Raw genomic sequence first — 11559 nt, 5'->3', positions numbered from 1 at the left:
TGCTGTACACGCGCGCTCTCCCGTCCGAGGACGGAAGGGAACGGGCGGCCGGCGCAGCGAGTTCCGCGGCGGCACCACAGGCTGGCGCGCGTCAGGGCTCCTCGTCGTCGCCGCGGCCCTCCATCCTGAGCACCGTCTCCTCGTCCATGCCGAAATGGTGCCCGATCTCGTGCGTGAGTACGTCGAACACGACTTCCTCGAGCGTGCAGCCGCGCTCGCACCACTCGAACAGGATCGGCAGGCGATAGAGCAGGATCATCTCGGGCTCGGCGGGTGGCAGGCCGAGGCCGTCGCGCTCGCCGATCGGGACGGCAGCGTAGAGGCCGGTGAGGTCGAGCGGGTCCTCGATCTCGAGCGCATCCAGCGTGGCCTCGTCGGGCCAGTCCTGCACCCGGATCGGCACGTGCGCGATGAGCTCCCGGAACGGTGCCGGCAAATCCTGCAAGATCGCCTCGCCGATCGCCACGATGTCATCGGCAGTGGGTGCCCGCTGCTCGGCGCGGGTCCGGTCGAGATCAGCCACGAAGCTTTCTCCGCAGGTCGCATCCGGGCGGCGGAGCCTAGCACCGGGCTCAGCGCGGGGCCATGCGCAAGGCGCCGTCGAGGCGGAGAATGCTGCCGTTCAGCATCGGATTGGCGAGGATGTGAAGGACGAGCGCCGCATATTCCTCGGGCCGGCCGAAGCGCGAGGGAAACGGGACCGAGGCGGCGAGGCTCTCCTGCACCTTCTCGGGCATGGAGAGCAGCATGGGCGTGCCGAACAGGCCGGGGGCGATGGCGACGACGCGAATGCCGAGGCTCGCGAACTCGCGCGCGGCCGGAAGAGTGAGCGAGGCGACCCCGCCCTTGGCGGCGGCATAGGCCGCCTGGCCGATCTGGCCCTCGAACGCGGCGATCGAGGCGGTGTTGACGATGACCCCGCGCTCGCCCTCGGCATTCGGCGTCTGCTTCGCCATCACGGCGGCGGCGAGGCGCATCAGGTTGAAGGTGCCGATCAGGTTGACCCGGACGACGCGCTCGAATACGGCGAGATCCATCGGCCCGTCGCGGCCGACGATCTTCCCGGCCGGCGCCACGCCGGCGCAGTTGACGAGGAGGCGCAAGGGACCGAGGGCCTCGATCCGCGGCATCGCCGCCTCGGCCGCGGCGGCATCGGCCACGTCGAAGACGAAGCCGTGGCCACCCATCGCCCGCGCGGCATCGGTCACCATCGCCTCGTCGAGATCGATCAGCGCTACCACCGCACCCGCCGCAGCGAGTGCTTGCGCCGTGGCGCGGCCCAGCCCCGATGCGGCGCCCGTGACGATGGCGACCTGCCCCGCGATATCCATGGATGGCCCTCCCCTCCTTGGCGAGGCCGGCATCCTGCGATGGCGTGCCGGGCGATGCAATCGGCAGACCGCGACAAGCGTGCCGTCGATGCTGCGGAGAGCGTAACGATACCTGAACGAATGTGTAGACGAGGCCGGCCGATGGCGCTCAACATCCGCGATCCCGAAGTGCCCCGCCTCGCCCGCGAGGTGGCGCAGGCGACCGGCGAGACCATGACCGAGGCGGTGAAGACGCGCTGCGCGAGCGCCTGGCCCGCGTGCGTCAGGCTGCGGAAGGCGAGCAGCAGGAGCGCTTCGAGGCCATCATGGACTTCGCCCGCCGCTGGCGCGAAGCACCGATCATCGATCCGAGGCCGCTCGATCAGATCGTCGCGTATGACGAGCACGGCCTGCCACGCTGATGATCGTCGACACCTCGGCGCTCGTGGCGATCCTGCTCGATGAGCCGGAAACCGTTCCGTTCGCCCGGCTCATCGCCGCTGCCTCGCCCTGCATCATGTCCGCCGCGTCCTACGTCGAGTTCGGCGTGCTGGCCGCGTCGCGCGCCGGCTACGACGCTCTTGCCGTCGATGCGGCCCTCCGACGCTGGAAGCTGGAGATCGCTCCCGTGACGGCGGCGCAGGCCCGATTGGCGCTGGACGCCTTCCATCGCTGCGGCAAGGGGCGGCATCCGGCGGGGCTGAATTTCGGCGACCGCTTCGCCTACGCGCTCGCGAAGGAGCGCGGCGAGCCCTTGCTGTTCAAGGGCGGGGACTTCGCGCAGACCGACATCGCCTCCGCACGCTGAGCGTGGCGGCAAACGGAAAGGCCGCCCTCTTCGGGACGGCCTTCCGTTCTTCCTGCGGCGGACGGCCGGTCAGGCGAGCTTGCGCTTGACCTCTTCGATGGCGCCGCGGACGAGGGTCTGCGCCTCGGCCTCGCCCACGCGCTCGGTGAGAAGGCGGCGGGTGGTGCGGATGGCGAGATCGGCCGCACGGGTGCGGACCTCCTGCAGCGCCCGCGCCTCCTCCTGTGCGATGCGCTCCATCGCTAGGTCGGTCCGGCGCTTCACCGCCGCCTCGTAGTCGGCGCGCATCTTCTCCTCGAAGCGCTTCTGCTGCGCCTCGGCCTGGGCGAGGATGTCCTGGGCCAGCTTCTCGCCCTCGTGGAGCTGGCGCTGATACTTGGCGAGGAGGGCTTTCGCCTCCTCGTGCAGGCGCTGCGCCTCGTCGAGCTCGCTGCGGATCTTCTCCGCACGGGCGTCGAGAGCGCCCAGAACGCTTCTCTTGACCGGCTTCCAGACGAGCACGATCAGGACGATCAGACAGATCAGAAGGACGAGCTCGAGCATGGTCAGGCGGCCTCCCTCTGCACCCGGTCGAGAGCCGCCTTGACCTCGGCCTCGGCCAGCTTGATGCCGGCGAGCCGCTCGACGGCGGCCTGCGCCACCTCGACGGCCACGTTCTGCACTTCCGCGAGCGCCGCGTCGCGCGCGGCCCGGATGCGGGCTTCGGCCTCGGCGAGCTTCCTGTCGAGGTCGGCATCGACCTCGGCCTGACGCCGCGCCATCTCGGCGGCGATCCGCTCCTGGGTGGCCTTGATCGCGGCCGCAGCCCTGGCCTGAGCCTCGGCGACCACGGCCTGATGGCGGCTCATCGCCTCCTCGGCCTCGGCGCGCAAGGCGGCGGCACGGTCGAGATCGGCGGCGATCCGCTCCTGGCGCGCCTCCAGGATCTCGCTCACGCGCGGCAGGGCACGCTTGGAGAGCAGATAGTAGAGCGTGGCGAAAGCGACGATCAGCCAGAAGATCTGGCTCGGATATGTTGCCGTGTTGAGCTGGGGCAGGCCGGCTTGATGCTCGCCCCCCTCGGCCCCGTGCTCGGCCTCGGCACCGACGGCAGCCTGAGCGGCGTGCGGCCCCGGTGTGGTGTGCTCCGTGCCGGCAGCGGCCTCGGTGCCGCCGTGCTGCGTGGCGGTCTCGGCGAACGCGACGGGTGCGGCCAATGCCGCCACGACCGCCGTCGCGATGCCGAGCGACCTCAAATGCCTGAGAAGGGGCTCAAGGCGACCCATCGGCAATCTCCCCTGGAACCGAGACCGCCGGGCCGGCCTTCGGCCGGCCCGGCTTTCTTACCACGATCTCAGGTGAAGAGGATCAGGAAGGCGATCAGGAGCGCGAACAGCGCGATCGCCTCGACGAGGGCGAAGCCGATGATCGCGAACGGGAAGACGCGCTGCTGGACCGACGGGTTGCGGCCGACCGTCGCGATCAGGGTCGAGAAGATGTTGCCGATGCCGATACCGACACCGAACATCGCGATCACCGCCAGGCCGGCGCCGATCATCTTCGCAGCTGCGACATCCATCGAACATACTCCCAGTGAGTGGCGCTTCCAGCGCCGGTGGCTACCCGACGACGCATCCAGGGGCTGGCGAACCTACGCCCTCAGTGCATGTGGATCGCGTCGTTGAGGTAGAGGCAGGTGAGGACAGTGAAGATGTAGGCCTGGAGGAAGGCCACGACGAACTCGAAGCCGAGCAGCACCACCGTGATCGCGGCCGGCAGGATGCCAGGGATGACGAAGTAGGCGCTCAGGCTGACGACGAAGGCGGCGAACACCTTCAGCATCGTGTGGCCGGCCATCATGTTGCAGAACAGACGGACGGAGAGGCTGATCGGGCGCACGCAGTAGGAGATGACCTCGATCGGCACCATGAGCGGCAGGATGAACTTGGGCGCCCCGTGCGGCACGAAGAAGCCCAGGAAGCGCGGGCCGTGGTACCAGAAGCCGATCACCGTGACCCCGATCCACACGCAGATCGCCATGAAGAAGGTGACGATGATGTGGCTCGTGAAGGTGAAGCTGCCGGGGATCATGCCCAGCATATTGCCCATGAGGATGAACATGAAGATCGTGAACACGATCGGGAAGAAGCGCATGCCCTCCTTGCCCGCCGCGTCGCGCAGGATGCCCGCCACGAACTCGTAGGTGAGCTCGACCACGGACTGCAGCCGGCCCGGCACCATCGCGTGCTGGCGGGTGCCGGCCATGACGAGCAGGTAGGCGGCCGCGACCGCGATCGCCATCCACAAGGACGAGTTGGTGAACGAGACGTCAGCACCCGCCACCGTGATCGGGACGATGGGCGTGATCTGGAACTGATGCAGCGGATCCACGGGCCTGCCTCGCTCCTCGCTTCATGCCGGCCCTCTCGAGGGGCGGCGTTCCTCCATGGCGGGCCCGAAGGCCCCGACCGGTCGATGGACGCGCCGGCTCAGCTCTTGTCCTGCGCGTCCTGCAAGCGGCGCATGAAGCGGTAGGCATTGAGCACGCCCGCTGCGGCGCCGAGGATGAAAAACACGATCAGAAACAGCGGCGCCGTCCCGAGCCAGCGATCGAGCCCCCACCCCAGGAGGAGGCCGCCGCCGACGCCCGCCACCACCTCGATCCCGGCCTGAAGACCGGGGCCGAACTGGAACCGCGGGGGCTCCGGCTCGACCGGCCCGGGGGCCTTCGCCTGCGGCCGGAGCTTTTCCAGCCGCGCGTCGAAATCCTCGAACGAGGTCGGTCGCTTGTCGTCCGCCATCCGCTGCCTGCCCGCATCATCACCCGGCCGTTGCCGGCCGGGTCGTTCGGGCGGCGCGAACCTAGGTAGGGCCGCCCCGAAGTGTCAAGGTAACCGTCATTTCTGCGTCATCATGCCGTAGCACGCAACTCCAGCGCCTCCTCGAGCGCCACCGACACCAGCCGCGAGATCCCGCGCTCGGCCATGGTGACACCATAGAGCCGGCTCATCCGCGCCATCGTCAGCGGATGGTGGGTGACGACCAGGAACCGCGTGCCGGTGGTCGCGGCGATTTCCTGCATCAGGCTGACGAAACGGTCAACATTCGCGTCGTCGAGAGGAGCATCCACCTCGTCGAGCACGCAGAGCGGCGAAGGCTGCGCGAGAAAGAAGCCGAAGACGAGGGCAAGCGCCGTCAGCGTCTTCTCCCCGCCCGAAAGCAGCGAGATGCTGGTCAGCTTCTTGCCGGGCGGGCTCGCCTCGAGCTCGAGCCCGGCCTGGAGCGGGTCGTCCGCACCCGTGAGCCGCAGATGCGCCTTGCCACCGCCGAAGAGGGTCGTGAACAGGCGGCGGAAATGGCCATCCACCGCCGCGAACGCCTGGAGCAGCCGCTCGCGGCCCTCCTTGTTGAGGGTGGCGATCGCGGCGCGCAGGCGGTCGATCGCCTGCTGCAGCTCGACCTGCCGCTCCTTGGTCTCGCCGATCGCGGCCTCGAGCTCCGCGACCTCGATCTCGGCCCGCAGATTGACCGGCCCGATCCGCTCGCGCGTGGCGCGGAGCTTCTGGAGCTGGGCCTCGAGGTCCGCGATCCGGGCGGAGGCCACGGCCTCCGCCATCCCTTCCTCGGCGAGGAGAGCCTCTGGCGAGCGCTGCAGCCGATCCTCGACCGCGGCGACGGCAGCGGCGAGAGCGCTCTCGGCATGGGAGCGCTCGGCCTGGGCCACGATCACCCGCTCGCGCGCGGCCGCGGTCGCCGCCTCGGCCACCTGCAACGCCCGCTCGAGCGCCACGGCCTCGGCCTCGCGCCGAGCGAGCTCGGCCTTTGCTTCCCGGGCGGCGTCGCCCGCAGCCGCCACCTCGGCTTCGAGCCGGGCGAGCTCGGCGGGATCGCAGCGCCGCGAGACCCGCGCGGCTTCCGCCTCGGTCGCGAGCCGCTCCCGGCGCCGCGCGAGGTCGGTCAGGGCCGCCTCGGCCTCCTGGAGCCGCCGCCGCGTGTCGGCGAGCCCCTGCTCCAGCGCCGTGGCCCGCTGGGCCAGGCTCGCAGCCTCGGCCCGCACGGCAGCGAGCGCATCGGCGGTCGCCCGCCGCCCCCGATCCGCCGCCTCGTGCGTCGCCTCGGCGGCGGCACGTGCCTCGCGACGCTCCGCAGCGGTAGCCGCAGCCGCCTCGACCTCCTTCTCGGCAGCGGCCAGACTTTCCAGCAGGCCCGCCCGCTCCTCCTCCAGCGCCGCCTCGCGCGTGCGCCGCGCCGCCGCCAGCTCGGCCGCGACACGGGACGCCTTCTCGGCGGCGGCGCGGGCCTGATCGAGAGCGGCCTGCCCTCGCTCGAGGGCGGCCCGGCGCTCGCGCAAGGCCCGGGCAGCAGCCTCGTGGGCCGCTTCCTCTCTCTTCAGCGCGGCCGTGCGCTCCCGCACCGCCTGCTCGGCCTGCGCCAGGGCGGAGCGCGCCGCCTGCGCCGCCTCGGCCAGGGCGGCCTCGCCTTCGAGCCCGGCGGCGAGGCGCTCGATCTCGGCCCGCTCGGCTTCCAGCTCGCCGGCCTCGCGCACGAGGCCCGCCTCCTCCTGCGCCAGCCGTTCGGCCTCGGCCGCCAGACGGCGGGCCTGCGTCTCGGCCTCGCTCAGGCGCTGCCGGGCGCGGAGCTGGGCGGCATCGGCAGTGCGCCAGCGCTTCTCGGCCTCCGCCAGGCGCGCCCTTGCCGCCTGCAGCACCGCATCGGCCGCCTTCAGCCCGGCCTCGCGCTCGGCGAGGCCGCGGGCGAGGATCAAGGCCTCCTCGCGCGCGGCATGGAGGCGGAGGTGGTGACGCACCCGGGCCGCAGCCGCATCCTCGCCGCCGGGTGCGCGGACGAAGCCGTCCCAGCGCCACAGACCGCCATCGCGGCTGACGAGGCGCTGGCCGGGCCGGAGCCGGGCTTGCGCCGCGAGCGCCTCTTCCGGCTCGATCAGGCCGACATGGGCGAGCTTCGCCGCCAGCACGGGCGGCACGGTGACGTGACGGGCCAGCGGCTCGGCCGGCTCGGGCAGCGCTGCGGGCGGCCCAGCGAGCGCCAGCTCGCGCCAGAAACGGGATGCAGCTGCATCGGTGCCGGCCAGAAGATCGTCGCCGAACGCCGCCGCCAGCGCCGTGGCGAGGTCTTCCGGCAGATGCAGCGTGTCGATCAGGCCAGGACCGGCGCCGGCCTCTCGCACCAGGCTCTCCAGGACCTTGATCTCGGCGTCGAGCGCATCGGCCGAACGGCGGAGCGTGCGCAAGGCCTCGGCTGCCTCGCTGCGGCCGTGCTCGGCCTGGGCGAGCTCGGCCCGCGCGGCATCGAGGACGCCGTTCGCGGCCTCGAGCTCGGCTTCGGCGGCCGCCAGCTCGGCCGTGCGGGCGTCGATGTCGGCCTCGGCGAGGCCGCGTCGGTTCGCCTCGACCCTGGCGTCGTGCGCCTTGCGCCGCTCGGCCAGCCGCGCCGTGGCCCGCCCCAGCGTGGCGCGCCGCTCGGCCAGCCTGGCCGATGCGGCCTTGGCCTCGCGCAGCCGCAGCTCGGCCGCGGCGAGCTCCTGCCGAGCCGCGGCCAGCGCGCGCTCGGCAGCGAGCTGAGCGACACGCTCGGCCTCGCGCCGCGGCTCGGCCGCGTGCAGCTCGGCTTCGGCCGCGGCCAGCGCCGCGCGGGCCGCCTCGAGCGCCGCGCCGCGTGCAGCGAGTTCGGCCTCGGCACGGGTGCGCGCCTCCTGGGCCTGGGCCAAAGGCGGCAATGCCGCGAGCTCGCGCTCGATGGCGGCGGTCCTGCCCTTCAGCGCATCCAGCCGCTGGTGCGCCGCATCCAGCCGCGCCTCGGCCTCGGCAGCATTGGCCACAGCCGTGTGCAAAGCCGCTTGCGCCTCGTCGAGCCGCTCGGCCGCCATCTTCTCCTCGGCGACCCTCGTGCCGATCGCGGCCTCCGCCGCCTCGCGCCGGCGCAGGGCCTCCGCGAGCTCGCTTGCGAGCCGGCTCGCCGCCGGCCCGAGCTCGGCGACCGCCGCCTTCGCCCGGGCGAGGTCGGCATCGACCTCGGCTTCCTGGCGGGTCAGGGCCGCGAGATGCTGCGCCTCGCGCTCGGCGGCAGCGCGCAGGCTCACAAGCCGCTCCTCGAGCTGAGCGAGCTGGGCCTGGGCGGCGGCCGCCCGTTCGCGCGCAGCCGGCAAGGCCTCGGCAGCGGCGGCCCTGGCCTCGCGCGCGGCGAGGCTGGCTTCCGCGCAGCGCTCGTGCTCGGCCGCGGCAGCCGCGACCTCGGCTTTCGCCCGCTCCGCCTCGGCCGCGGCGGCGGCATGGCGGGCGAGAAGCAGGAGTGCTTCGGCACCGCGCAGCTCGGCCGCCACCTTGCGGTAGCGCTCGGCCTGGCGGCTCTGCTTCCTGAGCTCGGCGAGGCGTGCTTCCTGCGCGCCCAAGAGATCCTCGACGCGCTGCAGGTTGGCCTGCGCCGCCTCGAGCTTGAGCTCGGCCTCGCGCCGGCGCGTCTGCAGGCCGCCGATGCCGGCCGCGTCCTCGAGCAGCTTTCGGCGCTCGGCCGGCTTCGCGTCGATGATGAACCCGATCTGGCCCTGGCCGATGATGGCCGGGCTGCGCGAACCCGCCCCGACGTCGGCGAACAGGAGCTGGACGTCGCGGGCTCGCGCCTCCCTGCCGTTGATCCGGTAGGTGGAGCCCACGCCGCGCGCGATCTTGCGCGAGATCTCGAGCTCCTCCGCCTCCGCGAAGCCGGCGAGCCCGCCCGGCTTGCCGCGCACCCTGATCCGGACCTCGGCCACGTCGTGCGCCGGCCGCGCGGCGGAGCCGTTGAAGATCACGTCCTCCATCTCGTCGCCGCGCAGGCCCTTGGCCGAGCTCTCGCCCATGCACCAGCGCAGGGCCTCGACGATGTTCGACTTGCCGCAGCCGTTGGGGCCCACGATGCCGGTGAGCCCCGCCTCGATCAGGAGCTCGACCGGATCGCAGAACGACTTGAAACCGCTGACGCGAAGCTTGGTGATTTCCAATGTCGGATACGCAAGGTCTTGGGGCGGCCGTCACTCTAGCCGGGGCGCCCCTCGGGCGGAAGCCGCCGGCCGCAACCTCAGTGCGACCGTCTTCGGTCGCGTGCCGTCGCGCAGCCGCTCACTGCTTGAGCAGCGGGTCGATCATCGCCGCGAACTCGTCGATGCTGCGGCTGCCGGAGAAGGTCTTGTCGCCGAGAATGAAGGTGGGGGTGGAGCGGACGTTGTAGCGCTGCTGCGCGTCGAGGCGCGACTGCAGCACGGCCTTCTCCATGGCCTCGTCGGCAAGGCAGGCCTCGGCCGCGTCCTCGCCGAGCCCTCCGAGCTTCGCGAGCTGCTTCAGGGCCGCGATCGGATCCTGTGCTCGTGTCCAGCTCGCCTGCTGCAGGAAGAACACGTCGACGAAGCGGGGATATTTGTCGGCCCCCGCACAGTGCGCGATCACCGCCGCCTTCAGCGCCACCTCGTCGAGCGGAAAGTCGCGCAGGACCATCTTCACCTTGCCGGTGTCGATGTAGCGCTGCTTCAGGGCCGGGAAGGTGTCGCGCTGGAAGGCGGCGCAGTGCGGGCAGGTGAGCGAGGAGTACTCGATCAGCGTCACCGGCGCGTTCGGATCGCCCAGAACACCCTCGGACACCTCGGCCGCGCGTACCACTCCCGGCGGCAGGCCGAGCCAGGAGAGGCCGACGAGGGCCGCAGCAAGAGCCGAACGCCTGGGCAGCATGAGCATCGCCGATCGACCTCCCCGGTGGAAGCAAGGGCCGTAACCCACGGCTGCTATAGGGTTGGACGGCTCCACCCGCAAGCCCGACGCCGTGCACGCAACCTCACGGACGCGTGCCGCGCAAGGCGCGGCCGAGCATCAGGAGCGCTTCCCGCAGGTCCTCGTCGCCGATGCCGTCGAGGGCGGTCCGCAGCGCCGCCTCCTCCTCCGGCTGCAAGGGACGCAGCGGCGGCGCCATACGCGGCGGCGGCGCCGGCTTCAGCGGCACCTGCAGCAGCCGGAGCTGGCGGATGGCGTTGAAGCCGAAATAATTGTTGATCCGTTCCACGATCTGGGGTGTGGCGTGCTGGAGCTCGACCGCGGCCGCACTCCCGGCATGGACGAGCAGCGTGCCGCCGGTACGGCGGCCGGGGGCGTAATCGACGCGCACGGGCTGGCAGCGGCGGGCGAGGCCGGGACCCACGATCGTGGCCCAGTCGGTGAGCAGGCTCGCTTCCGCGAAGCCGCGGCGGCGAGCAGCGGGATCGAGCACGCTGCCCAGGAGACGGGCGACCTGACGCCCGGCCTGCCCGCTCTGCCCTTGCCGCCATCCCTCCTCGGGGGCCACCTTGTCGTCCTGCGCCATCGTCGTTTCCAGCGAGATCCCTTTCCCGGTACCATGCCCGAGACCGCTCCACCAGACAGCTCTCTCCCGGCCCTGCCCGCACGCACGCTGCGCAGGGCACTTCTCACCTGGTACGACGGCGCCAGACGCGAGCTGCCGTGGCGGACACCACGGGGCGAGACGCCGGACCCCTGGCGCGTGCTCGTGAGCGAGCTCATGCTGCAGCAGACCACGGTCGCGACCGTGCAGGGTCGGTTCGAGCCGTTCCTCGCCCGCTTTCCGACCTTGGCAGCCCTGGCCGAAGCACCGCTCGAGGAGGTGCTGCATGCCTGGCAGGGTCTCGGCTACTACCGGCGCGCGCGAGCGCTCCATGCCTGCGCCCGCGCGGTGATCGAGCGGCACGGCGGCCGGCTGCCGCTCACGGCGGACGCGCTCGCGGACCTGCCGGGGATAGGCGCCTATACCGCTGCCGCCATCGCCGCCATCGCCGGCGAAGAGGCGGTGGTGCCGGTCGACGCCAATGTCGAGCGGGTGCTGAGCCGGGTGCTCGCCATGGAAGCACCCCTGCCGGGAGCGCGGCCGAAGCTGCGGGCTTCAGCGCAGAGGCTGGCGGCCCCGGAACGGGCGGGCGACTTCGCGCAGGCCCTCATGGAGCTGGGAGCGCTGGTCTGCACGCCGCGGCGGCCGGCCTGCCTCGCCTGTCCGTGGCAGCGCTGGTGCGCGGCGGCGCGGCGCGGCGATCAGGAAAGCTTCCCGCGCAAGGTGGAGCGTGCGCCACGGGCGGTGCGGCACGCAACGGCCTTCCTGCTCGAGCGTGTGGACGGGGCGGTGCTGTTCCGGCGTCGGCCACTCGAAGGGCTGCTCGGCGGCATGATCGAGCTGCCCTCGACACCGTGGCTCGAGGATCCCGAGGCCGTGGCGGCCGCGATGGCGGACTCCGCTCCCGCCCGCACCGTCTGGACCCCGATTCCGGGCGAGGTGCGCCACGTCTTCACCCATCTCGACCTCACCGTCCGCCTCGTCCGCGGCACGATCGAGGATGGCGAGGACGGGATGTGGACCCGGCCCTTCCGCTTTTCCGAACTGGCACTGCCGACCTTCACGAAGAAGCTCCTGCGCCATGCCGGGCTGCGCTGGTGA

Annotated in this window: 12 protein-coding genes and 1 pseudogene; 3 read left to right on the top strand and 10 right to left on the bottom strand. The window is 72.0% G+C overall.

Annotation, left to right across the window (positions count from 1 at the left end; all coding sequences use genetic code 11):
• Positions 1-91: 91 nt before the first annotated feature.
• Together U1T56_RS03445 and U1T56_RS03440 are read right to left on the bottom strand one after the other, a co-directional pair.
• Entirely contained in the window at positions 92-523 is a 432-nt protein-coding gene (locus U1T56_RS03445) for a metallopeptidase family protein (protein WP_418158038.1), read from the bottom strand.
• Positions 524-572: 49 nt separating this feature from the next.
• On the bottom strand, positions 573-1331 hold the full coding sequence (locus U1T56_RS03440; RefSeq protein WP_418158037.1) for an SDR family NAD(P)-dependent oxidoreductase: 759 nt from the start codon (positions 1329-1331) through the stop codon (positions 573-575).
• Between the two features lie 141 nt (positions 1332-1472).
• Between U1T56_RS03440 and U1T56_RS03435 the strand changes: the two are divergent.
• Positions 1473-1732 (top strand): annotated as a pseudogene (locus tag U1T56_RS03435) (type II toxin-antitoxin system VapB family antitoxin).
• Complete coding sequence (locus U1T56_RS03430) at positions 1732-2118, top strand: type II toxin-antitoxin system VapC family toxin (protein ID WP_418158036.1); 387 nt, start codon at positions 1732-1734, stop codon at positions 2116-2118. Before U1T56_RS03435 ends, U1T56_RS03430 begins: the two are co-directional and overlap by 1 nt.
• Before the next feature lie 69 nt (positions 2119-2187).
• Here the strand turns inward: U1T56_RS03430 and U1T56_RS03425 are convergent, their stop codons facing one another.
• The 8 genes from U1T56_RS03425 to U1T56_RS03390 all read right to left on the bottom strand — a co-directional run bounded on the left by U1T56_RS03425 (position 2188) and on the right by U1T56_RS03390 (position 10440).
• Positions 2188-2661: a F0F1 ATP synthase subunit B family protein gene (locus U1T56_RS03425; RefSeq protein WP_418158035.1), complete on the bottom strand. Its 474-nt coding sequence runs from the start codon at positions 2659-2661 to the stop codon at positions 2188-2190.
• Positions 2662-2663: 2 nt separating this feature from the next.
• The gene (locus U1T56_RS03420; RefSeq protein ID WP_418158034.1) at positions 2664-3383 is read right to left on the bottom strand and encodes a F0F1 ATP synthase subunit B family protein; all 720 of its coding nucleotides are present in this window, start codon (positions 3381-3383) and stop codon (positions 2664-2666) included.
• A 68-nt stretch (positions 3384-3451) separates the two neighbouring features.
• Positions 3452-3676, bottom strand: a complete 225-nt coding sequence (locus U1T56_RS03415; protein WP_418158033.1) for an ATP synthase subunit C family protein — start codon at positions 3674-3676, stop codon at positions 3452-3454.
• A gap of 80 nt (positions 3677-3756) precedes the next feature.
• A complete protein-coding gene (locus tag U1T56_RS03410) occupies positions 3757-4488 on the bottom strand; it encodes a F0F1 ATP synthase subunit A (RefSeq protein ID WP_418158032.1) in 732 nt (243 codons plus the stop codon).
• 98 nt (positions 4489-4586) lie between these two features.
• Positions 4587-4898, bottom strand: a complete 312-nt coding sequence (locus U1T56_RS03405; protein ID WP_418158031.1) for an AtpZ/AtpI family protein — start codon at positions 4896-4898, stop codon at positions 4587-4589.
• Between the two features lie 110 nt (positions 4899-5008).
• Positions 5009-9094 carry an AAA family ATPase gene (locus U1T56_RS03400; protein ID WP_418158030.1) on the bottom strand — a complete coding sequence of 1362 codons (4086 nt, stop codon included), beginning with the start codon at positions 9092-9094 and terminating at the stop codon, positions 5009-5011.
• 118 nt (positions 9095-9212) lie between these two features.
• Positions 9213-9821: a DsbA family protein gene (locus U1T56_RS03395; RefSeq protein ID WP_418158029.1), complete on the bottom strand. Its 609-nt coding sequence runs from the start codon at positions 9819-9821 to the stop codon at positions 9213-9215.
• 97 nt (positions 9822-9918) lie between these two features.
• Positions 9919-10440: a DUF721 domain-containing protein gene (locus U1T56_RS03390; RefSeq protein ID WP_418158028.1), complete on the bottom strand. Its 522-nt coding sequence runs from the start codon at positions 10438-10440 to the stop codon at positions 9919-9921.
• 33 nt (positions 10441-10473) lie between these two features.
• On the opposite strand from U1T56_RS03390, the gene U1T56_RS03385 reads away from it, so the two are divergent.
• Positions 10474-11559 (top strand): A/G-specific adenine glycosylase, encoded by a 1086-nt coding sequence (locus U1T56_RS03385; RefSeq protein WP_418158027.1) that lies wholly within the window; start codon positions 10474-10476, stop codon positions 11557-11559.

Origin of the sequence: Benzoatithermus flavus, from assembly GCF_037908215.1 — a bacterium.
GTDB lineage: Bacteria > Pseudomonadota > Alphaproteobacteria > Geminicoccales > Geminicoccaceae > Benzoatithermus > Benzoatithermus flavus.
Note: the sequence above shows the minus strand (reverse complement) of the source record. Positions and strands in the feature narration are given on the sequence as shown.